Annotated in this window: 16 protein-coding genes; 8 read left to right on the top strand and 8 right to left on the bottom strand. The window is 36.6% G+C overall.

Annotated elements, in window-relative coordinates; all coding sequences use genetic code 11:
* Window positions 1-60: 60 nt before the first annotated feature.
* Window positions 61-4,170: a hypothetical protein gene (locus UABAM_RS22565; protein ID WP_151970256.1), complete on the top strand. Its 4,110-nt coding sequence runs from the start codon at window positions 61-63 to the stop codon at window positions 4,168-4,170.
* A 295-nt stretch (window positions 4,171-4,465) separates the two neighbouring features.
* Here UABAM_RS22565 and UABAM_RS34020 read toward each other — a convergent pair whose 3' ends face one another.
* Complete coding sequence (locus tag UABAM_RS34020; RefSeq protein WP_173013504.1) at window positions 4,466-4,813, bottom strand: transposase; 348 nt, start codon at window positions 4,811-4,813, stop codon at window positions 4,466-4,468.
* Window positions 4,814-4,972: 159 nt separating this feature from the next.
* Here UABAM_RS34020 and UABAM_RS22555 point away from each other — a divergent pair, with 159 nt between their 5' ends.
* The gene (locus UABAM_RS22555; RefSeq protein WP_151970254.1) at window positions 4,973-7,276 is read left to right on the top strand and encodes a protein kinase domain-containing protein; all 2,304 of its coding nucleotides are present in this window, start codon (window positions 4,973-4,975) and stop codon (window positions 7,274-7,276) included.
* A gap of 76 nt (window positions 7,277-7,352) precedes the next feature.
* Window positions 7,353-7,781, top strand: coding sequence for a hypothetical protein (locus UABAM_RS22550; RefSeq protein ID WP_151970253.1), 429 nt, complete (start codon window positions 7,353-7,355; stop codon window positions 7,779-7,781).
* A 6-nt stretch (window positions 7,782-7,787) separates the two neighbouring features.
* Here the strand turns inward: UABAM_RS22550 and UABAM_RS22545 are convergent, their stop codons facing one another.
* Entirely contained in the window at window positions 7,788-9,074 is a 1,287-nt protein-coding gene (locus tag UABAM_RS22545) for an IS4 family transposase (RefSeq protein WP_261344000.1), read from the bottom strand.
* On the opposite strand from UABAM_RS22545, the gene UABAM_RS22540 reads away from it, so the two are divergent.
* Entirely contained in the window at window positions 8,959-11,148 is a 2,190-nt protein-coding gene (locus UABAM_RS22540; protein ID WP_229759296.1) for a serine/threonine-protein kinase, read from the top strand. The genes UABAM_RS22545 and UABAM_RS22540 overlap by 116 nt on opposite strands.
* Window positions 11,149-11,309: 161 nt before the next feature.
* Here UABAM_RS22540 and UABAM_RS22535 read toward each other — a convergent pair whose 3' ends face one another.
* The 4 genes from UABAM_RS22535 to UABAM_RS22520 all read right to left on the bottom strand — a co-directional run bounded on the left by UABAM_RS22535 (window position 11,310) and on the right by UABAM_RS22520 (window position 18,868).
* Window positions 11,310-12,983 (bottom strand): hypothetical protein, encoded by a 1,674-nt coding sequence (locus UABAM_RS22535; protein ID WP_151970251.1) that lies wholly within the window; start codon window positions 12,981-12,983, stop codon window positions 11,310-11,312.
* 16 nt (window positions 12,984-12,999) lie between these two features.
* A complete protein-coding gene (locus UABAM_RS22530) occupies window positions 13,000-14,472 on the bottom strand; it encodes a C39 family peptidase (RefSeq protein ID WP_151970250.1) in 1,473 nt (490 codons plus the stop codon).
* Window positions 14,473-14,533: 61 nt separating this feature from the next.
* A complete protein-coding gene (locus UABAM_RS22525; protein ID WP_151970249.1) occupies window positions 14,534-16,924 on the bottom strand; it encodes an autotransporter outer membrane beta-barrel domain-containing protein in 2,391 nt (796 codons plus the stop codon).
* Window positions 16,925-17,062: 138 nt separating this feature from the next.
* The gene (locus UABAM_RS22520) at window positions 17,063-18,868 is read right to left on the bottom strand and encodes a zinc dependent phospholipase C family protein (protein ID WP_151970248.1); all 1,806 of its coding nucleotides are present in this window, start codon (window positions 18,866-18,868) and stop codon (window positions 17,063-17,065) included.
* 308 nt (window positions 18,869-19,176) lie between these two features.
* Between UABAM_RS22520 and UABAM_RS22515 the strand changes: the two genes are divergently transcribed.
* From UABAM_RS22515 to UABAM_RS22505, 3 genes are read left to right on the top strand one after another with little or no spacing between them, the layout of a single operon-like run.
* The gene (locus UABAM_RS22515) at window positions 19,177-19,482 is read left to right on the top strand and encodes a hypothetical protein (RefSeq protein WP_151970247.1); all 306 of its coding nucleotides are present in this window, start codon (window positions 19,177-19,179) and stop codon (window positions 19,480-19,482) included.
* Between the two features lie 47 nt (window positions 19,483-19,529).
* On the top strand, window positions 19,530-21,260 hold the full coding sequence (locus UABAM_RS22510) for a serine/threonine-protein kinase (protein WP_151970246.1): 1,731 nt from the start codon (window positions 19,530-19,532) through the stop codon (window positions 21,258-21,260).
* A 29-nt stretch (window positions 21,261-21,289) separates the two neighbouring features.
* Window positions 21,290-22,996, top strand: coding sequence for a serine/threonine-protein kinase (locus tag UABAM_RS22505; RefSeq protein ID WP_151970245.1), 1,707 nt, complete (start codon window positions 21,290-21,292; stop codon window positions 22,994-22,996).
* Between the two features lie 349 nt (window positions 22,997-23,345).
* On the opposite strand, the gene istB is transcribed toward UABAM_RS22505, so the two are convergent.
* Both istB and istA read right to left on the bottom strand, forming a co-directional pair.
* Window positions 23,346-24,038 (bottom strand): IS21-like element helper ATPase IstB, encoded by a 693-nt coding sequence (gene istB, locus UABAM_RS22500; RefSeq protein WP_151970244.1) that lies wholly within the window; start codon window positions 24,036-24,038, stop codon window positions 23,346-23,348.
* A complete protein-coding gene (gene istA / locus UABAM_RS22495; RefSeq protein WP_173013502.1) occupies window positions 24,028-25,557 on the bottom strand; it encodes an IS21 family transposase in 1,530 nt (509 codons plus the stop codon). Before istA ends, istB begins: the two co-directional genes overlap by 11 nt.
* Window positions 25,558-25,789: 232 nt before the next feature.
* On the opposite strand from istA, the gene UABAM_RS34340 reads away from it, so the two are divergent.
* Window positions 25,790-26,035, top strand: coding sequence for a hypothetical protein (locus UABAM_RS34340; protein ID WP_449254487.1), 246 nt, complete (start codon window positions 25,790-25,792; stop codon window positions 26,033-26,035).
* Window positions 26,036-26,199: the final 164 nt, after the last annotated feature.

The following is a 26,199-nucleotide window of genomic DNA, read 5'->3' as shown; positions in this document are numbered from 1 at the left end:
CAAGGGATTAAATTCTCTTGTAATTAATAACTTATATTTTTAATAAACAAAGGTGCTTTTATGAATAAATTTCGATATATGGTTATTATTTGCCTGTTTTCATGTCATTTGTTTTCCCAACAAGATCAAAAAGATGTACAAAGAGATGTATATGTTACTGCAGCATCTAGACCAAATGATCATACGATGACAACTCTAACAAAACATAACGTGAAAAAAGAGGCTCTAAATGCCACAAGGAAGGAGATTAAAAGACAATATAACATAACAACAGATGCAGAAGCCAAAAAACATCCCGTATACAAACGTGTAAGCAGAGAGATTGATAAAAGTCTAAAATATGATCCTTCCGGTAGGGAAGTGAAGCGTACTCAGAAGGTAACCATGTGGTCAGCTTTCGCAACAGAACAAAGAAAAAAAGTTAGTAAAAGATACAAAGAAAGAGAAATCATCGGTTACGTAAAAGGAACAGCAAATGCTGTTAGTAACATGGGAAACGTTGCAGGGGCAATAAAAAAAGCTGCTTCTATTAAAGGAAAAAATGACAAATCCGTACTTAATCCCAAATTAGAAAAACATCTTAGTCAAAAAGGTTATAAATACATAGGACGCGCTTCCACTGCTGGGCTTATTGCCTCAGGCGTTGAAATCGGAGCTGAAATGGCTCAAGAGTTACACGAAAGAGAGGGGGTTCAACCTGCAGAAGCAAAATTAAAATTTTTTGAAGAAAAGATGGAGAAAGAAGTTGAACAACTTTGTGATGAAACTGAAAAAAATGGGGATACAGCATTAGCAAAAGACGAAGAAAAAAGACAAGGATTCAGTCATGATAGCCCACCAGTTACTGTCATTCAACAAACAATAGGTTTAAGCAGAGAAGATGCTGAGGCAATGGTTGATGATTTAAAAAATCACAACCAGGCACTAGCACAAAAAGTTATCGCAGAGGTGGGAGATCAGGTTATACGTGAAGGCCAAAAAATACGAGATCACCTAGATAAAGCAATGACAGAACAAAAAGCCGAAATAGAAGCGATAAGGAAGCAACAAATAGAAAATACAAAGGATATAAAAGAAACCAAATCAATGGTGGAATTTCTTTGGAAAAAAAAGAAAGAAGAATTAGAATTAGAAAAGAAACGCCAAGAAGATGAAGCACTTTTAGCTTCAATAGTAGCAAAAAGAGAGCAAGAAGAACAACAATTTATTACATCTATGGAAACGAAAAAAACCATAATATTCTTAACTTCGACAATTTTAAATAGAGGGGGTGAGAAAGAAAAAAAATTAGCCAGAGATATTCAAAAATTTGGGTCTGCTTCTATTAAGGCAATGGTTGCTACACGAAAGTTAGCTCAAGTTTTTGAACCTAGCATCACTGATATTTTCACAGAGAATACAACTGGGAAAAAAGCAAACAAAGTAAATCTTTTTAGTGCAGCGACTTTGGTTGCGAGTGGTAATTACTTAGCAGTTGCTTTGGAAATTGTCAATATGTTTAACGAGCAACCGAGTGAACACCAAATAGTGATGGAACAATTTGGAAAGTTGAGTAAACAGCTAGCAGATGTAAGTAAAGATATGCATTTGCGTTTTGACCGCGTAGATAAAAAACTGGCAGAAATATACAGTTTAACATCTAAAAGTTACGATCTCCTTCATGACATAATAATCAATCAGAAAAAAATGATGGAGACTTTAAATGATATACGCAATGACCTAAAGGTACTGAATGAAGATATATCTAATGAAATACAACAGTTAGGTCTCGATATAAAAAAAATAAAGCAAGAGGAGCACACGTTTGAAGTCTATACTAAATATGGGGATTTGTCTACCCGCAAACTTCCCGATATCGAAGATGAGGAGTATAAAAACGCTGAACAAATATTTATTAAAGACTTGAACGGTTTTTTTTCACTTTCGTCTGAACATGCAGTAACGAGATCAACACAATCTGTTTACACTCAAAATTTGGCTAAGTTACAGGAGGCGATTAATAATAATGATTATGAACAACTTCAAAATTTTTTAAATCTTACTGAGTTTCTAAGTGAAAACCAATCGCTAGGAGAACAGGAAAGCGATCAAACACTTATGACACAAGTAAGGCTGTCAGCAATATTTTTCTACGTATGGTCCAATTTGTTAAAGCGTCCACTAGAAATTGCCAAAAAATTAGAAGACGGCTCGACAACCGAAGAATTAGAAAAAAAATTAGAAGAGAGGTTGAGTAAAAACTCTGATTCAGAATATTCCCAAAAACAAATTGAAGATTTAAAAAAGCAAATCCAAAAACGTAAAAGTCTTGAAACTCAACTAAAAAACCTTGGCTATTTTAATTGGAAGCAACTATCACTATTAAATCAACTTTTTGACAACCATCAAAAAAAACATCTAAATATCTTTCCACCGATTGCGCCACTCTTACCAATAAATTTAAAAGCATGGTCTGATGGTGCAGAATACTTCATTAGAGCAGTTAATAACTGGCCGTACCACTATCTCGAAAATACAACAACAGATGGTTTATATCGAATAATGTATACTGGAGACCAGTATAAAAAACTTCTAGATCTCTTTCCTACAGACCAATTTCTTATGGAGCGTTTTGAAGACTACATGAGTACTTATAATGAGTTAAAATCCAAAAGTTTAACGTCGTTCGATGATTTATGGGAATCTCCCTTCAAGGAAGAACCAAGAGACTATAAAAGTTATGTAGCGATCACCTCTGAAGATGCATTTCAAATTAAGGAAACAGAAAACTGGGACAATAATACAGAAATAGATTCGGTTTCACTACCTCCTATACAAGACTTACTTCCCCATTATATACACCAGGGCGAAGATATTGGTCTTTTCGAATTTGATAAAATACTATGCTACGAAAAATGGACTTATAAGTATGATACTGGTGGAGGTACAGGAAACAACTACCGAACTAAAAAGGTTGGCGAAGTGGAAGTTTTTCTTCGTATAGCCATAAAATGTAACGAGTCAAAACTAAATAGTGGGGAAATGCAAGAAGGTGAACAACAAGGTCAAGAAGTACAAAAACTACAGGCGTTGAAACTTGCTCTTGAAGAATTACTATCGTTTCATTACAAACACGACAACTTAATGGGAGAACCTAGTTCTTTTATTAAAAATAATTGGGAAAAAGGAGCAAATTTAAAAAATTACTTTTTTGATAAAATATCTAAAAGATTTACTTCAAAGTATGGCGGGAACATCTTGTATCCAGAATCACTCAAAGAATCTATTGAAAGTGATGGAAGTGTGATCCTTGGAAAGTTTATAAAATTATATTCAAATGACTTAAACCAAGGTTCTAGATTAGTTGTACGCAGTAAGGAAAATGTAAAATTTGAAGTAGCTCTTCCTAATGACGCTGAAGTAACTGTTGAAGCAAGAAATAAAATTGAATTCGCCAGTGACTTAAAAATTAAGCGTCCTAAAAAAAATGTAACGATAAAATTTGGTGTAAATAAAGAAAGTTCCGGTTTTCAGGGAAAGTTATTCGAAGAAATAAAAGTTCTTCGTAATCAAAAAAGAAGCAACTGGTTGGAAGAAGTACGTCCACTTCTTGATAAACTTAGCATAAAAAAAGAGTTACTAAAACAATACATCCATTTGTTTTATCCTATTTCTGGTCAGTATATAACTCAGCAATCCTTGAAGCAACTTCCTGACGGGGAAATGATAAAGAAAGAGTATGAGAGTATAAATACAGGTAGTGACACTGTAGATATACGTCAATCGTTCGGAAAAACATTTCCACCATTCTTTGAACAATCTCTTTTGAGATTAATAAAGGAAAAAGCAGAGGTACCACCTATGTTAGAAAAAACCATGGAACAACTTCAAATTTTAGCTACTGTGTATGAGCGAAAATCTGAATACACAAGTTCTGTAAAATTTAAGATAATGAAAAAAGTAAATAAAACAAAAACGGAAGTTGTTCTCGAATCAAATGCTCCAGAGATTGACTCATTCAAATCGATTCTTGATTCTATGGATGTTAAAGCTGAAGAAACGAATGGTGTATTTGAAGTTTTTTTCGAAGAAACTAAAATATCAGCAAGTGATATTCGTATACAAATGGAGTACTTGAGTAAATCCGAAGATATAGAGTATGTACCAGTTTGGCAAAAGTATAAAGAATAGAAAAGTGAGCACATAATAAAGATAGAGAGTATATATAAATCCAGCGATGATAAGTAGACGGTTTTAATAGATGCGTTACTCTATAGTATTTAGTTTTGTTAGATTTTAAGTAGAAGTCTCTAACAAATGTTAGAGACTTCTACTTAATTTAAATCACCATGAATGATTAAGTCAGAAAATAATTTAAACAACGCTTCACCACAACACAAAATGAAGCTTGAGAGATATTCACAAGTTATGGATTTCATAACCTCTATTGCAGTAATTATTGGGAATGTACCACGAACTGTGGACATTACATTTCTATACCTAGGCGATCAGGAAACATGATAACAAGTTGTTGGAGGATGAGAGGCCAATTATGGATAGGCATCGTCCACTTAGTTTTCGCCTGCTGGACACCTAGGTATACAGATTTGAGAACCGCCTGGTCATGAGGAAAGATTTTTTTACCCCTAGTAACCTTGCGGATGTTGCTGTTCAAACTTTCGATGATATTAGTAGTATACATGATCTTGCGCACCTCGCAAGGGAAATCAAAGAAAGCGGTGAGGTTGTCGAGGGTGTGCCACTTTTTCCAGAAAGTGTTATAATGTAAGTAAACGAAGGAGTACAGTATGGAGCACGATGACCCTATTCGCAAGATTCGTAGCAATAAGGAACTGTCAGATCACTTCAAAGAATTAGTAGCTGTCGTTTTAGGTGAAAAAAACAACACGCAATAGTTCCGTCAAAACCATAATTCAAAACAAATGACTCTCAAAAATTTTATTGTATTTATCGATATAAAAACGAGTAAAAAATGAAAAATTCGGAATTCAAATCCCTATGGACAAAAGTAGTCGGTGCTGAACTACTCAAAAGCAATGAAGTAAGTGCCACATATAAATCGAATAACATGTCATTCTCTAATGACATAACCATGCTTCCTGATGATATAGCAGCAGAGACATTCTCAAGTAGTGAAACAGTTGCTCCGCATAACTCCAGCCATACTTTCTCCGAAGAAAACACCATTGCACAACAGCAAAACGCAACATTCTCAAAAGAAGAAACGATTGCGCCAGTTTCGCAATCGCAACAAATCAACCTCAACTGCAAAAGCGATTATCAGAATTTTCGAGAAATTAATCGTGGTGGGATGGGCATTATTTACGAAGCGCAACAAAGTAAGTTAAAAAGAAAAATAGCCATAAAAAAAATGCTTGCTAATGCACCAAAAGAGAAGTTTTTGGCAGAGTCTTTGGTAACGGCTTACCTGGAGCATCCTAATATAGTACCTGTCCACGACATGGAACAAAACGAAAACGATGAAATCTTACTTGCGATGAAGTTGGTAAAGGGATTGTCTTGGAAACAAATTCTCTACCCGAAAACGCAAGAAGAAAATGAGAAAGCCACACAATATGACCAGCAAGCACATTTGCAAATTCTGATGACAGTATGCAATGCGATCGATTACGCGCATAGTAAAGGAATTGTGCATTGTGATTTAAAGCCAGAAAATATAATGATCGGTGACTTTGGCGAAGTTTTGGTGATGGACTGGGGAATCGCAGTAGACATCAATGAAAATACAAAAGAACAGCGTACTCTTTGCAAGAGTGATATTACAACGCCTATGGGGACACCTTGTTACATGCCACCGGAATTAGCTGAGGGAAGAGGAGAAGATATATCGCCAGCGACAGATATATACCTTCTGGGAGGAATTTTGTATGAAATCTTGCATAAAGAACCTCCTCGAAAAGGTAAAGATTTATGGCAGATACTATTTATGGCAAAAGAAGGTCAAATGCCACATTTTGATGAAACGCTCCCCAACGAATTAATACATATTTGTCGCCAAGCATTGGCTAAAAATATTAGCAATCGTTATGTAAACGTTGGTGAATTTAAAACAGCAATAGAGGACTATTTAAGCCACCATAAGAGTATCGTGATCGCTCAAGAGGCAGAAAAAATTTTAGAAGAGTGTACAAGCGCAGAAGCTTCGGAGATGAAACATGAAGAGGTATACCGAATGTTCACAAAGTCAATCGCTACCTTTGAACAAGCGATTGAACTTTGGCAAGACAATGAGGCGGCCAAGCAAAATTTACTACAGGCGCGAAATTTATATATAAAAACCGCTATTGCAAATGATGATATTGGTATTGCCGAAACCCAAAAAAAATTTTTACAGGCCAAAGAAAAAAAATTACATAATCAAATCGGTAGAATGCAAACTTCAAAATTTATTAATTCAAAACTAATGAAAATCTTAAGTATAGGACTCTCATGCGTTGCCACATTGATATTTTGCTATATAGCAGAATCAATATTCTCAAGTCAAACCTCAGATAATCTTTTAGTATCGCCACTTATAATCTTTTTTGTGGTCAAAGCAACAGAGGAAATAATAAAGGCCCAGACTCAATCCTCTAGCAGTGTACATCAAAATACAATTGTATCTAGCATTCTGTGTTACATATGTATCAATATTGTAACTTTTCCGCTTATTGCCATCGCTATTTATGCTTTTCTGATGTTGTGCTACAGTTATCTGTGGGTAAAAATAGATTTTCGTCAACGACTATCCTTAGTAGTACAACAGATATCCCTCTTCATACTTTATACTTTTATACAACTAATATTTGAACAACTTCATCCAAATTTGGGGCTGGAAAGTCTACTTCAAGTTATAGCCGCTTTATCCGTTGCAGTCATTTTATTTGTGTCATCTAGGTATGCTCAAAAAACAATAGATATCTTTAACTATTACAAGCAGCCATGGCTAAAAACCTTACTTTTTTTGATAAATCTCATGGTTACAGCGGTACTCTATTATGCCATAGATGAATTTCATCATGAATATTTATACTCTCAGAGCTCAAGTGGGTATACCGATCTAATAAATTTTGTTGCCTTCCTTATAGCAAGTTTAGCATGTGTTGCTATTTTTTTTGTTGTATATCTTCGTATATACAATGTCTGGCCAGAAAAATATGACACTAAAGAAAAATTTTTCGCCATGTTGTACCATGTGTTTATCTTTTTTTCGATAACAGTTTTCTTGTTAAATGAACGCCTTCTAAAGATATTAGGATTAACAACCTTGGGCTAATGACCGAATTATTTAGGTAATCAAAACTAATTAATAATCAAGTTCTAAATTCAAAACAAGTGGAAAAGGAGTTCTTATGGATAATAATGTCTTCCGGTCATTATGGTCTAAAATAATTGAAGATTCTCAAAACAAAAACTCTTCTCAAAGCACCTATAGATCAAATACGATGACATTTTCCAACGACATAACCGTTGATCCTAATAAAGTGGTAGAAGAGACATTCTCAAACAGTGAAACAGTTGCTCCTCACTCCAGCAATACTTTTTCGGAAGACAAAACCATCCTACAACAGCAAAACAAAACATTCTCAAAAGAAGAAACTATTGCGCCGGTTTTGCAGTCACAAATCAACGTCGACAGCAAAAGTGACTATCAAAATTTTAAAGAGATAAATCGCGGTGGAATGGGAATCATTTATGAAGCGCAGCAAAATAAGTTAAAAAGAGATGTTGCCATAAAAAAAATGCTACCAGGGACTGACAGGGCAAGCCCATTGACTTAAGAAAATCTAGTAAGTAGGTTTTCGTTTTCTTTTATAGTAATTAACTTGTTTTCGAGGAGATTTAACTCGGGGTCGAGGGCGATCTTTTCGAATGCAAGTAGGAGAAGAAAGAAAAAGTTGAGTAAGTTTTTCAAAAAGTAAATCAGAGTCATTTTCAAAAAGTAAATCAAGAGCGTAGTTTTTAATGGTATTAAAAGAAACGGATTTATTGACCTGCTGAGGATACTTATTGCTAGAAGTTTTCTGATCAAGAATATCTTGAGCATCTTCAATAAGAATAGATTCAAGACCACTAATGTAAATAGTAGCATAGAAATCTTGTTGAACAGATAGAGTAGTTTTGCCAGTGAAATTCTCAAGGTCAAGACGGTTTTTAATGCGATCAAAGAAAGTTTCTATACCCCATCTAAACCAATAAAGCTCTTTAAAATCATCAGTGGGGTACAATTGTTCATCCACTAAGGAAGAAACAAGGACTTCAACATCACCTGTATCAAGCATAACACGAACAAAACGTACAGAAATTTTCGATGGTAGAGACTGGTCATTAACTAATTTCTTTTTATCGTCAGGAGGTTCAATAGTTGTAATACAGCTCTCAATTTTCTGCTTAAACATTTTGTTTGCTTGATAGAAAGAATTAACAGGACATCTAACTACAAAATTGATACCTTTTTTACATAAATGTGCTAACAGGGTATATGAACAATAACCTCTGTCGAAGAGAATGAGATCATTTTCATTTGCATGTTGAAAGTGTTTGTAAGCAAATAGCTCTTCATCTTTTTTACAGTGTCCTATTTCGCTATCAATTGCGATTTCGTTTAGTAGATCATAAAGTACTGACACTGTTGCAAATGCGTGTGATCCTTCTACACTTATGTTTTTATTTTTATATCTTATTGTGCCAAAATGTTCTTCTATCTCTTTTTCATTTGGAAGTCTTACTTTTGATCCGTCTATTGCACATAGACGAAAACCTTTGTATTTTCTGTAGTCTTCATCTTCATACAATGTTTCAACTACTGCTTGCTTATTTAACTCTATAAAGGCTGTATAATTCAGCTTTTTCCTTGCTTTTGTATATGCTCCTGAGGTTACCGTTGTAAAATTTGTAAGCAAGTCTTTTACGAATTCGTTTAGCCTATTTTGTATTGATTTTATGCTTTTACGTATCATGAATACCATTAATCTTGAAAAAGGTAGTTTTCTTTCTCTTGTAAAGTCTTTTTCGTTTTTACGATGCATTTTTTTGAAACGCTCTGACTCTAATAGTTCTTTACTTTTATCTATTACTCTTTTTTTTCATAATCTCTTCTTTTACTGTTTTAAATTATTTTATACTATATACTTACGCTTAAGTCAATGGGCTTGGACTGACAGGGATAAATTCCTAGCAGAATCCTTAGCCAGTGCATACTTAGAGCATCCAAACATAGTTCCAATACATGATATCCAACAAAATGACAATGATGAAATTCTCTTAGCAATGAAACTTGTCAAGGGAACTTCATGGAAACAACTTTTATATCCGAAAACGGAAGAAGAAAAAGAAAAAGCCAAAAAATACAGTCAACAAACACATTTGCAAATTTTAGTCAATGTTTGTAATGCCATTAGTTACGCTCACAGCAAAGGTATTGTGCATTGTGACCTAAAGCCTGAAAATATCATGATAGGTGACTTTGGGGAAATTTATGTTATGGATTGGGGAATCGCTGTTGATGTAACTGACAACATCGATGACAAGCGTACTTTTCACAAAAGTTCCATCACCGAACCGATGGGGACGCCTTGTTATATGTCTCCAGAACTAGCAGAAGGAAGAGGACAAGATATCTCGTATGCAACAGATATATATCTTCTGGGAGGAATTTTGTATGAAATTTTGCATAAAAAACCACCGCGAAAAGAAAAAAGTTTGTGGCTTACATTACTGGCAGCCAAAAAAGGTAAAATGCCTGTATTTGACAGGGCCATTCCCGAAGAACTCATAAAAATTTGTCAGCAAGCATTGGCGAAAAATGCTACACAAAGACCGCAAAATGTAAATTCATTCCGGATAGCAATAGAAGATTATTTCAAACATTACGAAAGCATAATCATCACCCAAAAAGCGGAAAAAATTTTAGAAAAATGCACCGATAAAAAAGCTCGGGGAATGAAAAAAACACAGTTATACGAGATGTACACCAAAGCAATCACTGGCTTTGAACAAGCAATTAACTTATGGCAAGAGAATGAAAATGCGCAAAAAAGTCTGTTAAAAGCACACAACTTGTATACTAAATCAGCAATTGCAAATGACGATTTTGGCATTGCAAAAACTCAAATAGAACACTTACACGAAACAAAAGAAAGGAAGGCTTTACAGAAGAAAATTAGTAAAAAGGAAGCCGTTAAATTCGGAATTTCAATTGTAGTTAAATTCGCACAATTTGGAATTTTATCCATATTTATACTTATGTCGAGTATTATTATTGCACCTTTTTTTGTAAACGTAAAAGATATAGAAAATATTGATTATCTCATGATTCCATTAACTGTGATGATTTGTTTCGTAACAAAGTCGACAGAAGAAGCGATAAAAGCAAAAACGCAACATACAGCAAACATATGGATTAACACAATTATCTCTAGCTTTTTATGTTACATATGCGTGGGGGTTTCGCCGATATGGGCAAGCAAATACTCTATCCTACTAGGTAAATACTCAACTGTTCTCTTTTGGATTGCAACGATTACTTTCTACATATTTATGATGTTACTGTACAGCCGGACATGGATCAAAGTAAGTTTTTCGAAAAGATTGTCCATTGTACTTACACAGATAGGTCCTCTTATTTCCTTTATCACTATACTTGTATTATTTGAAATCATTAGCAATGTTTTTACAATATCAATTTTGCAATCCAAAATAATAATGTTAGTTATAACCACACTATTTTCATCGATAGGCGCAGGAAAAACCGTAGAATTTATAGTTAAGTGTAAACAGCCATGGTGGAAGCAGGTACTTTTTATTATACCGATGGTGTTATCCGTAGCTATCTTCTGCGCTGCTTTGACAATATGCTTTGTTTTGCTAGTTTCTGCTACTGGGGGAGAAGGAGCTCAAGCTATTCTTGCATTGACAGTAATCTTCGGAGGACCTTTGATAGGTATATTGAGCATCATTATTTTTTACAATTTATATTTTCGTATATACAATGTCTGGCCGAAAAAATATCGATTTAAAGAGAAATTTTGGATGATGCTGTATCATGTTTTTGTATTTTTTTCCTTACAAGCCTTTTACCTAACGGGAATATTTCTTTTTTCAACAAAAGGTAAGGCTCTATTGCAGAGTATTAAAAATTATTTTTGATCCAGTCTCTAAATTATCTGGAGTACAAAGCATAATTGCTTTCTTTCAAAAATAACACCAACCTTTTCTTATTGTGTTTTGGTACAAAAACACAATAAGAAAATTAGTTATTATTCATTGCCATCTAAAGCCTGGAAATATAATAATAGTCAGTGAATGTACTAAGGTCGAACTAAACGCACAGCGATGTAAGGTTGCCAGGAAATTGTCGGACTGAGTGTCACACCGGCTACCTTGTTTTTTCCCGAGTATTCCGCCACTCCGGCTTTAAACTCAATCCTAAACCCCTTTGCTTCTTGTGCTTTTCTCTCTAAAGCAGTGACCAAATCACCAATCGCATCTTCAGGGCTTTTTCCATCAATGAGCGCTTTGAAAAAAGTGAGGATAATTTGTTGTGCGAAATCAGTGACTTCGTCCATCAGGCTTTCTAGCTGGCCTTCAAAGTAACCGCTAAATTCATCGACAACATTTTCACTAAGCTTTTCTATAGATTCGAGTCCGATCTGTTCGAGAACGGACATTGTCGCTGTCCCTCCTCCGCCATAGACATCTGCCCCAATAGCGCCGGCAATTTCAAGTAGATCCACCTCCGTAACTTCTCGTCCCCAGGCAACGCGCCAACCGCCTTTTCTGATGCGATCGCGAACTTTCCATTTGGTTGTTTCATAGGTACTGAGATTCTCGAGTTTGTCAAAGAATGCGCCTGCGTCATTTTTGATTTGTATGAATTTCTTTTCGGCTTTTTTGAATTCTCTTTGCAGAACTTCGAGGCGTTGATTGATGTAGCCTTCCACTCTTCTGTATGCATAGTCGCTATCTTTTCCATAAGTTTCTGCGACAAAATACTCCCCTCCCAGTGCAGATAGGTACATCGTTACTCCGTGATACTCTTGGTCATTACTACTTCCTAACTTGTCGATGTAACGATTGCACCCAAAGTTCAGATTTACGTTGATGAGAAAGTAACCTTGTGGAGGCGTTGTTGATTTGATGATTTTTAAATCACTGACAGGATTGCTGTGGTAACCATGTTTGTAGTAAAGATACACACCTGCTGTACCATAACCACACCCTTTGTTTAAATCTCCCACATAAGTGTAACCCGGAGGACCAGTAATTCCGTCGGGGCCACCAATAATCGCAATACCGGTAATTCTTTGATGTGGAGCAACTCGGGCTTTTTTGCCACCGAGTAAAACCCAGGGAGTGTCTGGTCCTGAACCTGCTGTTAAACCATTGTCAACGTGAATCACTTTATGGCCATCTGCCTGGGCCATATGCGCGGCTTTGTCGACATCATGGCTCCATCCTAAGCGCAAAGAGGTATAAGCTTCTTTTAGGATTTTGACTTCGAAACTAACCTCAATAGGATAACCTTCATATACCGTAGATATTACAATATCAATAAAAAAGTCGCGTTTAACTGCTTTGGTGGTAAGAAGTCCGTTGTGGATGCTGGCGTAGTTACTGTGAGAAACATGCCACTTGTAATTGTTGGTAATATCTTTACTATGGCCATTTGGAAAGATTACCGTACTTTTGTATTGCGCTTTGGAATTTTCGTATAGTTCTACTGGCCCGGTAATGGAAACTTCGCGGGGGATATTTGAGGAAACTTTTACTTCTAAACTTCCGCCTGGTGCAACGGCTGCCCCTGGAAGTAGTTCTACTGTTTGTTGTGCTGCCAGAGTTAGGTGATGACCACTCGAAATGGTTTTGTGCTGCAACTTCATGTGAGTGGGAATTTTTTTGGTAATTGTTTTATTGGGCCCCACGTATTCAGCGCTTAGGGAAATCATAAAAATGATCATGACAATGTAAAATTTTGCATTCACTTTAGATATACTCCTCTTAATTTTTAGGCGTTATCTTAACGAAACTTCCTTGTTGTAGATTAGTACCTGGTTGTAACTCAACGGTTTTAGCTGAAATGGTTACATGTGCATCTTTTGTCATAGTTGTAGAGTTTATGGTAATAGAATCTGCGGCAGCTAATTTACCAAATGAGTGAACGGTTTTATTTTGTAGGGTAATTTTCGATGGCGGTGTTTGCTGGCGTTTTTTTATTTCGTTATCAATGTAGTCTACACCATGTTTTTCAAGGAGAGACCTAAAGTAAGATTCTTTATCGTCGGGGATCAAGTTATACTTGTGGTAACATTCTGCAACAACTTGGGGATACTTACTCAGCACTTCTTTTCTAAAATCTGCCACAGAATGTGTGTACAATTTGTTGACAATTTTCTTTTGTACTTCTGTTCTTGCAAATTTGAAAGAATCATGACCGTGACCATTTTTAGTTTTGAGGTCGCTACTAAAATTTTCGACAACTCCGGCAATGATATTACCCTCTTTTACCAGACATTTGTAACGAAATGAAGATACGAATACCATGTTCCAGTTTTCCTTTTTAGGGCCGCCGACGCGAATAAAAGTTTTTCGATCATAGTACGCGTAGGCCGGAAGTTGGATATCAAAAGTGTAGTGATTTCCTACGCGATTGACTCTTTTTACCTTCATATTTCCTGTTTGGGTATCTCGTAACCATGTTTCGTTACCGGTTTTCCCAAATATCGACGATTCACTTTCATCAATGTGGAAATAGAAGGATTTGTGGCAAATAGTATCGTAAATTTTATTTTCAGGAAAAGAAAAAGGCGTTTCTTTATTTTTGAATTCATTTATTGTGGGCCATGCAAAAGATGGATATATCATTGTATTTTGCGGCGCTTGAGTATTTAATAGCGCAATCAGTCCTAAAACAGTTAACTGTACTGGTGCCGGAATTACCTCTCCCCACATTGCGGTTTCGTATCGCCAGCAAGACTCTAAGGCTTCCGATGGTGTGTAGAGGTTACTGTATAAATAATCACGGATATGATAGATTCCGGTACCACCTGGGTCGGAAATTTTGAAATCGTCATTGATTTCATCGTAGCCAATTACAACAACGTAATGCCACATAGCCACACCAGAGCGCACTAAAACGATCGTTGGTATTCCTTTTTTCGCATTGTTTTTTAAATCTGCAATGGTTCCTTTTTTGCGAGTGACAGATAGATCATACTCTTCAATTGCTTTTTCCAAATCATCAGGAGTCGTATAGCCCCAACCTTCTTCTTCTAAAATGCGAGAATCAGCCTTTGTTTTTAAAGGACCAATTCCAGCACTTATGTTGTAGTACTTTAAAAGCATAGAAGCGCACGCTGGCCCACAGCTAAAACCGTCAGGTTGTTCGTAGTTGGGAAAATTTTTGATTTCTTGAGTGGATATGAAGATACTGGTGACAAAGAAAAAAACACATAAAGGTATCATGTGTCGCATGATATATACTCCCTGTTGTAGTTTGTAAGAAATGAAGGTGCCTTCATTTCTTACAATGTATTTATTTTTCTGAAATTTTGTTTAACTTACGTTGCATCTCTAGCATTTGCTTTCGCATCTGCTTCATTTTCTTTTCTTGTTCAATGGTGTAAAGAGTAAGCTCTTCAATTTTCTTCAGTAAGCTGGCGGACAAATTTCCCACATCGACACCTTTTTTGACATCTTCTTTTGAAGGAATTCCTGGAAGGTGTTTTTGTTTTTTGATTTGCTTTTCCAATTCTTCTAGAGATGTCAGTTTGTAGTTTTCATCAAAAACATAGTCTGGCCATTGTACGGCGGCTTTGACAAGAACACTTTGCGCCTGAAGTTGACCTTTGATAAAAGCACTAGTCGAACACAGGCTGCCATTTACATTTATGCGACTTCCCACAGACAGTTTTCCATATACATCAAGATCTCCGCTTCCTCCCCATTCCGTACCAATTTTTACAGCATGTTCTGGTTTTTTGGTTAGTAAGAAAAGATGTTCTTCTGCAGAAATATGCATACGGTGAGGCGAAGCGACGTACTTACTTGTAACACTTGCCCCTTCGATCTTCCCTTCTACTGCAAATGTAGCTTTTTCCGGGTCTTTGCCTGTGACCACAAGTTTATCTGTGTCATGAGCTATTTTCATGTTGTATCCAGTTCCGCTTGCAATCTTCGAAAAGTAGATATTAGACTTGTTTTTCGAAGCTAATCTCAAAATAAAATTATTCGAATCATCGACATAACCTCCCAAGTTCGAAGACCCAAATGTGTTTATTGATAAGTTATCAAATCTTCCGATGGGAGCAATCACTGATTTCGATGTTTTTATATCTGACTTGGCAATAATCATTTTATTCGCGGTTAGGTTACTATCCACAGTAAGAGTCCCTGTAACAGTTAAGCTACTTGTTACATCCGTTGGTTGTGCGATCGTCACTTTATGACGATGCGCTTTTATGATATCGTTACCATCGATTGAGACACCCACATATTCTTGTTTTTTATAACTTTTCTGATCTTCTTCTAGTTCTTCTTCTAGAGGGTCTGTACCCTCATAATCAAAATTAGGATCGTATTTGCTACCATAGAAATAAATTTTCGCGGTAGTGACACTGTTTTTATTAAAATGAATGCCACGAGAACTATTTTGTGTGTCTGAATTGACATTTACAAAAGTCGGTACAGAACTAAAGCCAGCTTGTAGATTACTCACATCTGTTTGCAATTTACTTATTTGCGCATTGTCTATGTTTCCGGAAATTTTGACATTGCCCGCAACGTTTAAAGCCACATTATTTGTTGGTTTAGTTCCTATACCAACCAATCCACCACGATCGATATACATTCTTGTTTGCCCTTGGGTTTTGAAAATCATGGCGCCATGTTGGCTAGTGCCACCCGTGACATCGAAAATCAAATCAAGAGCAGAACTACCACCAAATGCACTAGAAACCACTGTCCCTTCCGCAGTACGTCCAGCGTTAAAGCCATTAAGCTCTAATTTACCGCCTTTGAGTAGACCACCCGCGGTAATACTACCAGAAGCGTTGACATTTCCAGCGACCGTTAGTTTGTCGTTGGTTGGCTTTGTACCAATACCGACATTTCCACCACGGTTGATATTGATTCTGTCGGCCCCCTGTGTACGGAAAATCATGGCGCCATGTTGGCTAGTGCCACCCGTGACATCGAAAATCAAATCAAGAGCAGAACTACCACCAAATGCACTAGAAACCACTGTCCCTTCATCTGTACGACCGGCACTTAGACCATTGAGAGTTAGTTTTCCCGCTTCGATTGTTCCTCCCACTTTGACGCCGTACATAAAGTTTGCATTTCCCCCAACTTTTAAGATGTAGCCTCCTGCAGGGCGTACGCCGATTCCTACTAGTCCACCGCGGTCAATATACATTCTTTCTTTGCTTTGCGTACGAAAAATCATTGCGCCAGAGGAGCTTGTTCCACCATTTATATCCAAAATCATGTTGCGCGGAGAACTTGCTCCAAATGCACTATGAATCTTAGACCCTTCGGAAGTATACTCAAGCTTTAAATGCGGCCCTACAACCTCTAAGGCTTTTGCTCTTAATGTTCCGTTGTTGAAAACGGTCAAGAGAGCATAGTTAAAATCAGCAGCTTCTCTATAATCCCGACCAGATACACGCCCAATGATAAAACGATCATGAGAACGATACGGATTTCCAAAATACCATGAATTACTTCCATAAGTACCATAAATACCAGTTCCACGACTACTTTGCCCAGAGTGTAACTTTATCGCTGCATGGGTCCATCCTGCACCAGTACCACTGACAGTAACCAGTCCACTATTGCTATTTGGGTTGTGAACGTTTACATGCGTGAACGATTGCGCTGTAAGAAATGAGGTGACTGTAACGAATAATAAAATCCATTTTGTCATGAATAATTCCTTTGTATAGTAAATGTTATAAAATATTGTTCTTCACGAGAATGGGGTAAAATCCAAAATCGATATCAAATAAAATTACGACCAACGTTCGTTATCGATTTTTCGTTGTAAGATCTAAGATATGCAAAGCTATTGATCTGCTGATAACTCAGATCCTGGTTGTACTTCAAATCCTGGGGTAAATTCTATCTCTGGTGCTTTAAATACAACCTTCTTTTGCTCTTTTATGATGAACCCTCCACCAGCTTTGATTTTCGAATTTGCTTTATAAATGAATTTACCTGCAAAAAATTGATTTAAGTCTAAGCTATCTTGCACGGGCACATTTATTTTGGTTTCTCCGGCTTGGAACATAAAAATTCGCTGGTAGAATTCCATATCTTGTGCGAAAACCATTTTCGAAGTGCAGCATGCCCACTGGTTGTCGGCATCTAGATTTTCGATAAACCCAAGCATGATGTTGGCTGTGGTCAATCTTCGATATGTCCCTAAGTCTTGCAGTAGTTGATTGATCGTAGATTGATCAAGAAGAATGAGTTTGCTAATAGTGACAGTGTTATACGCCGGAGCAAATTTTTGCCAGTCGAAATAATCACTACTTTTTGCTAAATGAAGATAATTTTTATAAAACTCACCCAACGTTGGTCGAGCCGATCCTTGTCCTAAATGGATGACATCATTAAAATACGTCTCTGGAGACTTGAGGTATTTACTATACTCTTCGGCGGACATTCCAAAGGCTTTTTTGCAAAGATAATTGAGAAAATCATTTTTTATTTTTTCTAGTTCCGCCAAAATCACTTTTAAAGCAGGAACCTTTTCCATGATAAACTCGATTAGAGCCGCTATTTGCTTTAGTGCTTCTTGAATTACGTCGCCAACGACATCTGGAGCACCAATCATCGAAAGATAATGGTCTAGCAAAAAATCTTGCGCCACTTTCTTCGCTTTTTCAAGGTTGGTTCCCGAAGGATCAAACATAAGTGCTGTCGCAATTTCATGGCTAACTTTTGGCCACACCTTCAAACCGCGATCGATATCCTTTATCCATTCACGAGCGTAATTTACAGCATGAATACGCGCGTTGATAAAAGTAGACTTATCAGCTTCGAGAACGCCAATTTCTGCTAACCGTGAAGTTATTGCAAATATATCGGGAATTATTTTTTCTCGCTCTCTTTGGTTTTTCTTTTTCAGACCATCAATCTCTTCATTTCTTTTTTGAATCCAGTTAGAGTAGTCTTGAATATATCTTTCCAACCAACTTTTTGTTTTTGAAGCATAAAGCGGCAAAGATAAATCTGTTCCTTCTCCTTTGAGAAGATATTTTCTTAAATGAGAATCGGGATGGGCATTGATCAAGGTTTGGTAAATAAAGTCTTCAACACCTGCAATGCTAGCATTATAGGTTTTTAAAGGCGGGTTCCTATTTGCCACACAGCTTTCTACCACAAAGTGTTTCACTGCATTGTACTCTGCAAAACTAAATGGCCCTCCTGAAAAATGGTTAATAAAAGTATGCCCAAACATATCTCCGGCGCCATGAGTCATATAGCCTAAGACAAAAGCCTTTGCCGCAGGATCAGCGCTTTGAGCCCTAGACCATAAATACTCGAACCATTTTCCGGCATATTTGGGATGAATAGCTTGTTGCCCAGTGAATATATCCGGATAAGCATCTGGGCCAAGAACACCTGCCCGGTACTGCGCCGCGTGATTGCGCAAAGCGTAGAGAACTTCACTAGATACCGGATACTCCCCAATAGCCCCAACAATTTTTTTCCCTTCATAATCCACATAGTGGATTGTCACCTTGCCATCATCCAAAGCATCTTCAATTGCAATTTCAGCAAGATAAACATGTGTTTTAGGTTTGAACGCATATGCCATGGTTGTGAGAGAAAATAGGAGGCAAGCGATAACGATTGTCTTCATAAATTATCCTTCATGTAGAGGATGTTTTGAAAGGTAAAATAAAGTAAAAAAACTTCAATGTTTAACACCTATCTCTACTGAGTCAAGGTTTAATTTTTTACATTAAAATGATTTGTTTAATATTAACAAAAAGATAAAATATCTTATTATATTTCATATGGTAGTCAAATATTATTTGCACGAATTTGGTGGTTATGTTGCGTAAAGGAAAAAATGAAACCACAGAGACATAAAAGATAACACATGAGCATGGTAATGAGTGGTAGTGGTAAAGTGATAGGATTTTCTGTAAGCAAAAGGCAAAAATAATGAAAAAATTTAGCGTATTGTTTTTATTTGTTCTTATAGCATTCTCAAATGTTTTAGCCCAGTCCATTAACTCTAGTGCCGTGCTAGAACAACTCCAGTCTCCAAATGTCAAACAACGATTCTCTGCCCTTGCTGAAATAGAACAACTTGGGTCAAAAGCCAAAAAATTAAGACCTTCTTTGATAAAACTACAAACAAAAACCCTTCTTGAAGGTAAAACTCCTAAACAGGTTGAGGAGACTATCAAAGCAGAAGAAAAAAGACAAAACGAAGATACAGATATGTGGGAAGAAGAAGCCTGGTAAAACAATAGACAACTTTCTGTATATGTAGGATGGAGATATGTTGAAAAATGAAAGATTCGGAATTCAAATCCTTATGGACAAAAGTAGTAAGTACTGAACTACTCAAAGGTAATGAAATAAGTACCACGTATAAATCAAAGAACATGGCATTTTCAAATGATACAACCGTTTTTCCTGATAAAGTAACAGAAACATTTTCAAGTAGTGAAACAATTGCTCCGCACAACCCCAACAATACTTTCTCTGAAGATAAAACCATTGCACAGCAAAATGAAACATTCTCTAAAGAAGAAACTATTGCATTAGCTTCACAGTCGCAACAAATTAGAGTCGACAGCAATAGTGGCTATCAAGATTTCAAAGAAATCAATCGCGGTGGGATGGGAGTTATTTATTGTGCTCGACAATCTAAGCTTAGTAGAGATGTTGCCGTAAAAAAAATGTTGCCTGAAGCACAAAAAAACAAATTTTTGGCAGAATCTTTAGTAACTGCGTATCTCGATCATCCAAACATTGTACCGATTCATGACATAGAGGAAAATGAAAACGGTGAAATTTTACTTGCGATGAAGTTAGTAAAGGGCATGTCGTGGAAGCAACTTTTATATCCAAAAACACCAGAAGAAAAAGAAAAAGCAAAGCCGTACGATCTTAATGTGCATTTGCAAATTTTACTTAATGTGTGTGATGCGATTAGTTATGCCCATAGTAAAGGCATTGTACATTGTGATTTGAAGCCTGAGAATGTAATGATTGGTGACTATGGTGAAGTTTTGGTAATGGATTGGGGAATAGCTGTTGAGGTAACTGAAAACGTACAAGAAATGCGTACTTTTCATAAGAATGGTATACAAAGCCCCATGGGAACACCTTGTTATATGCCTCCTGAACTAGCCCAAGGACAAGGCAAAGATATCGCATATGCCACAGATGTCTACCTTTTGGGAGGGATCTTATACGAAATCTTATACAAAAAACCGCCGCGACGGGGTAAAAACTTATGGTTAACGTTACTAGATGCCAAACATGGAAAAATGCCTGAGTTTTCGGATAGCAAACCTGCTTTGCTTAACTCCATTTGTCGTCAAGCGATGTTAAAGTTTACGATGTATCGATATGACAATGTTGATAAATTTAAGAAACGCATCGAAAACTTTTTGTCACATCAAGAAAGTATACGAATGTGTGACCGGGCAAAAAGCTGTCTAAATAAGAGCCAAGTTCGCCTTGAAGATATCGAATGTGAAATGAGCAAATTAAAAGATGAAATCAAAGGGCTAAGATGGAAACTCGCTGTCGGAACAGTAAAAGAAGAAATAGATACGGCTACAAAAAAAATACAAGAAAAAAACAAAGACAAACTGCTAGTCAATGACTTATTTTTAGAGAGTATTTTTGGTTTTAAAAATGCATTGAAACTTTGGAGTGAAAATAATGAGGCAATACAAGGTGAAATTCAAGCACGTTTAGAATATGCAAAATTTGCTCTTGGCAACGGAGATGCTCGTCTTGTTACTTCGCAATTGGAAAATCTAAACTCTAAAAATTTGACACTTGAACAGCGAAAACAAATAAAAGAGATACAAGACAAAATAGCAGGCAAACTGAGTATTTATTTTACAACGCAAAAAAATGTATTATCCATTATAACGATGATTCCCCGCTTTCTTTGTTACTTTTTCTTGTCGTTACTTTTTGTAATATTTGGAGAAATTCTAAGCACCTTGCATATCCCAGCAGGACGAACAGGTCAGAAAACAGACAGAAACGGCAAATGATAGCTTTTTACAATTGGTAGAGGTCTACGATGAATGATTTAGAATTTAAATCGCTATGGACAAAAGTTATTGATAAAAAAATACTAGACAGCGATAAAATAAGTCACACTTACAAACCCAACGATATGACGTTTTCAAATGACATAACAGTCTTTCCTACCCACCAAACATTCTCTGAGCAAAATACTCTAGTTATAAAAAATATTGACCAAACTTTTTCTGGAGAAAAGACTGTTGGAGCACAAACGGACGAAACGTTTTCAAACGAAAAAACAACAGCATTATGTTTAGAATCTCCGGATATTAACTTCCAAAAAAATGATCAGGATATACAACAGGTCGATGCTCAGACAGACGTCATCTCTCAGGCATGGCAAAACAAATTAAAAAGAAAGGTGTCAATCAAAAAAATTCCCTCGACATCTCATAACAACAAAGTTCTGACAGAGGCTCAAGTGACAGCTTATCTTGAACATCCCAACATTTTGCCGATCCACAATATCGAAGAAAACGCCCAGGGGCAGACTTTACTTGTAATGAAACTATTGGAAGGCTACTCATGGAGTCAATTGTTGCACCCGCAAACAGAAGAGCAAAAAAACAAATCAAAACAATACAACCTTAGCGCTCATATTCGTATTTTAACAAAAGTGTGCAACGCAGTTCGATATGCACATAGTAAAGGAATTGTTCATTGTGATTTGAAGCCTGAAAATGTGTTAATAGGAAATTACGGTGAAGTCCTTGTTATCGGTTGGGGCATTGCGGTTAGTGTAGATAACGATGTAAAAAAGGTTAGTATCCTTTACAAAGATTCCATTTGCGAACCAATGGGAACACCTTGTTATATGCCTCCTGAATTAGCCGAAGGAAGAGGTAAAGATATATCAACAACAACAGATATATATCTTTTAGGAGCAATCTTATATGAAATTTTGCACAAAAGCGCTCCGCGCAAAAACAAAAATTTATGGAACACATTGCTCGAAGCGCAGAGTGGTACACTGCCAAAATTTGATGGTAAAAATCCTCAAAATTTAATAAACACATGCCAGCGTGCCATGGCAAAGCATACGCATCTACGATACCAAACTGTCGATGAATTTCAGATGGAGATAGAAAGTTTTTTATCGAACCAAGAAAGTGTCGTAATAAGTGATGAAGCAAAAAGCAATCTCGACAACTGCTTAGAACGCATGAAAAATCTAAACTCAGAGATAGTCAAAACCAAGAAAAAGTCATTCTTTACCAAAAGACAAGAGAAACAGAAAGAGAAATTGAAAGCTCATCTTTATGATATGTTTATTGAAAGTATTTTTGGTTTTAAAAACGCCAGTGAAATTTGGCAAGAGAATGTCGAAGCAATACAAGGAGAGATTACCGCGCGACTAGAATACGCGAATTTTGCATTTCAAAATGCAGATACAAATCTTGCTTTGTCGCAGCTAGAAAAATTAGATGAATTAGATACAACTCAAAAAAACAAAGAAGAAATAAGTGAATTGTATGAAAAAATAGCCCGAGATAAACGCGATGTATACTCAAAAATAAATCACCATACTCATGGTGTGCTTTCCGTTACGATTTCTATTATTGGAGCTTGCATACTCTTTGTCGTTTTTTTTCATGCATTCATATTTTTTTCCAAGTGGATTCCGTCACCTGTGTTTGAAGTGTCTATTTTTATAGCAATAATTATAACTCTTATAAAAGTAGCAAGTATAAAAAAACGCTAGTAATAGTCGCGTATACGACTATTGGTAACGGCAAGTTAAAAATCTTTGGTCGTGGCTTTTTAATGTTCTACACCGTCAAAAATTTACAAAAAAATACCCATTTCCCTTCATCCCCACCTCCTTCATTTTCCCAGGAGGTGGGGAGAAGACAGGATAACATAAGTTTTAAGATGAGTAAGGTAATGTAGTTGGCTCGTAGCTTCAGCAAACAACATGACTAAGTTTACGTCCCGCTGCAAGCAGGCAGGCGAGTTGTTTGATAAGCGAAGAGACTACGTAATTAGCCTTACGGTCGCAAAAATTACTTCTTTTTATTTCCCTTCATTGCTTGTTTAAAGCGTATACTACCTCAGTTATACTTGATGATGGTTGCATTATGTGTAAGTCGATCAAGTAAAGCAGTTGTCATTTTCTTGTCGATAAACACCTGTGTCCATTCACTGAAGTTCAAGTTACTGGTAACAACGATAGATCCAGCTTCGTAGCGGTCAGAGAACACCTGGAAGAGTAGTTCTGCACCTTTCTTTGAGAAGGGAACATATCCCAGTTCATCGATGATGAGAAGTCCGTATTTCCGAAGTTTCATCATAAACTTTTCGATTCGTCCCTCTTTATATTCAGACAGAAGTTTGTTAACTAGCTGGCTTGCAGTGTAAAACTTAACAGAGATATCTTTCTGACAAGCTTCGATACCAAGGGCTATCGCTAGATGAGTCTTTCCTCCTCCACTATCGCCAACAAGAACAACGTTTTCCTTTTGCTTGATAAATTCAGTAGTAAACAGCTCCTGTACTTTTTGTTTTGGTAACTTTGGAGCTTTTTTGTAGTCAAGCATTGATTGAGTTTTTACTTTTGGAAACGTCGCTGCTTTTATTCGTCGTTTTACTTTAGCACTGAACCTTTTTTCTCGTTCTAACTGGCAGAGTTTTAACAAGGTTTTTTCAAGGTTAACTTTACCAGAGATGTATTGTTCATAATTTTCTTGGAACGCCTTTAACTTCAGCTCTCTGAGTAAAACTTGAAGATTCGTTTTAGTTGGCATTTTGTCCCTCCATCAGTTGATCAAACTTGTTAACATCTGGTTGTGGAAGGTCGAATTCTTTTATCGCTTTGATATGGTCGACAGAAGCTTCTCCTGCTACTATTTCTTTTTCTGTAAGAGCATCATAAAGATTTTGTATACTTGCTTTGCAAAAAGTATTGTTTTCTATTGCAAGTTCTATAACACTAATCATGTCTCCGTAGTCTTTATTTTTAAACAACAGAAGGCTATCGATGAACTCTTTTGTTCCTTTTTCATCGCCGTATTTCAGTCTCTGTTGATTCCAGAGTTCTTTTACTACAGGACTCCATTTTTCTTCGATAGTTGTTAGTATCCTGGAGCTTTTAAAAGCTCGCGATTTTTTGCGCAACATTTCCATGTAATGCCAGGGATCTAGCTGCCAGTAACCACGATGGTAAACTCTCTGATGCCTCGCTATCAACTTGCTTTGGTAGGTGATTCTTACGTCGCTTAAACCAAGTTCAACTACTACATTTTTATTTACATAATCGTACGGTGCAGAGTATTTGTTATGGTCTACCGTTATTGTCTGGTATTTATCTACTCGTTTTTCGATTAGCTTGTAGTTGTTGTAAGGGCTGTGTGGTAGCTTTAATAGCCTTGATTTCTCCTGTTGGAACTTCTCTCCTATCGTTATTTTTTCTTTATTCTTCTGGCGCATGATATGCGCCAGGCACTGTTCTAACAATTTATTATTTATTTCTTCTAAGGAGTTGCACTCTGGTATTGGAGTTACAAAGTTACGTCTGGCGTATTTGACTAACTGCTCAACGCCCCCTTTTTCATTGCCCTTTGCAGGGCTACAAAACTGTGGAGAAAAACAGTAGTATGAACGGAATGATATGAATGATTGTTGCTCTATTCTTTGTCTACCTCTCAGTACTTTTTGTACTGCTGCTTTTAAGTTGTCATATACTAATTCGTCGAATACTCCGCCATAGTATGCAAACGCTTCGATATGACCGTTGAAGAAACATTCTTGTGCCATTGTTGGATACAGTTTTACGAATATTTTCCCAGAGTATTTAGCGCGCATACAGAACATATATACTTTTACTCTGCTCCCTTTTATATCTACGTATGCTTCGCCCCAGTCGACTTCACTCCCGTGCCTTTTCTCTGGATCTGAAGGGATGAACGATTCGTTGTTTAATATCCCTATCTTTTCTTTTACTTCTCTTACAGCACTTCGTACTGTTCTTTCTGCTCCTTTGAAGCTGTACTCCTCTACCAGCCGGTCATATATCTTTTTTGCTGTATGTCTTTGTTTTACTGGGACCTTTTTATCTTCTTCTAACCACTTCGTTATTATCTCCATGTAAGGTCCCATTACCCATTTTCTTCTGGGCTTTGTTAAACGATACTTTGGTTCGATTCCTTTGATCGCTTTACGTATTGTTTCTCGTGCTTTTTTTGTTTCTCGATGAATACTGTTGATACTTTTTCCGAGCTTGCCATGAGCAAATCGGATATAACCGTACATATCCATTTTTATCATCTTCTCCCCTCCATTCGATAAACTTGGAATTATTTGTTGAAACTCCAACTTACCAAAATGGAGTAAATGAGGGGAGAACATTCCTCTGCCGTTTCCTATTTACTCATAGACTTTTATCACACCGTTTACACCAACCATAGGCAGAACTTTTACTTGTAGTTTTTCGGAAGAAAAACAGACGGCAAAGCTAAAGAAAAAAGACTTTCCGCTATCCAATCATCCTTGTTAAAGAATGGCAAACCTTTACAACGAAAATAAACTTACCTCGTACTCTCAACTCGCCAAAAAACTAGGAACATCTCGTGCGCGAGTGACTCAGATGTTAAATTTGCTAAAACTTTGTGGTGAAGTGCAGAAGATAGTAGTTGGTTTGGGAGATTATTGGGGCAAACGAATTGTTACTGAGAGACAACTTCGTCGTTTGGTTAAGATGAATTATAAATCGCAGATTGACTGTATTAATAAAATGACATTGTAACTGTAAGGTTGTCTAATTTGACGATTGTCTATAGGAGAATAAAAGGGTAACAAGTTTCTTGTTACCTAGTCACAAAGGAAAATTTAAAGTCTAAAAGTTTAATACATTGGTAAAAATCAAGCAAGTTTGCAACATCATCCTAGATTTGCTATGGTATTTTATGT

This window comes from Candidatus Uabimicrobium amorphum, from assembly GCF_009002475.1.
Classification (GTDB): Bacteria; Planctomycetota; Uabimicrobiia; order Uabimicrobiales; family Uabimicrobiaceae; genus Uabimicrobium; species Uabimicrobium amorphum.
The sequence above is the reverse complement of the archived record's forward strand: the minus strand, read 5'-3'. Positions and strand labels throughout refer to the sequence as shown.

Coding starts and splice junctions, on each gene's coding strand:
- UABAM_RS22530 (WP_151970250.1), bottom strand. CDS start 14,472: ATGCGACACATGATACCTTTATGTGTTTTTTTCTTTGTCACCAGTATC.
- UABAM_RS22525 (WP_151970249.1), bottom strand. CDS start 16,924: ATGACAAAATGGATTTTATTATTCGTTACAGTCACCTCATTTCTTACA.
- istA (WP_173013502.1), bottom strand. CDS start 25,557: ATGATAAAAATGGATATGTACGGTTATATCCGATTTGCTCATGGCAAG.
- UABAM_RS22550 (WP_151970253.1), top strand. CDS start 7,353: ATGGATAATAATGTCTTCCGGTCATTATGGTCTAAAATAATTGAAGAT.
- UABAM_RS34340 (WP_449254487.1), top strand. CDS start 25,790: ATGGCAAACCTTTACAACGAAAATAAACTTACCTCGTACTCTCAACTC.
- UABAM_RS22520 (WP_151970248.1), bottom strand. CDS start 18,868: ATGAAGACAATCGTTATCGCTTGCCTCCTATTTTCTCTCACAACCATG.
- UABAM_RS22555 (WP_151970254.1), top strand. CDS start 4,973: ATGAAAAATTCGGAATTCAAATCCCTATGGACAAAAGTAGTCGGTGCT.
- UABAM_RS22505 (WP_151970245.1), top strand. CDS start 21,290: ATGAATGATTTAGAATTTAAATCGCTATGGACAAAAGTTATTGATAAA.
- UABAM_RS22565 (WP_151970256.1), top strand. CDS start 61: ATGAATAAATTTCGATATATGGTTATTATTTGCCTGTTTTCATGTCAT.
- UABAM_RS22510 (WP_151970246.1), top strand. CDS start 19,530: ATGAAAGATTCGGAATTCAAATCCTTATGGACAAAAGTAGTAAGTACT.
- UABAM_RS22515 (WP_151970247.1), top strand. CDS start 19,177: ATGAAAAAATTTAGCGTATTGTTTTTATTTGTTCTTATAGCATTCTCA.
- istB (WP_151970244.1), bottom strand. CDS start 24,038: ATGCCAACTAAAACGAATCTTCAAGTTTTACTCAGAGAGCTGAAGTTA.
- UABAM_RS22540 (WP_229759296.1), top strand. CDS start 8,959: ATGAATACCATTAATCTTGAAAAAGGTAGTTTTCTTTCTCTTGTAAAG.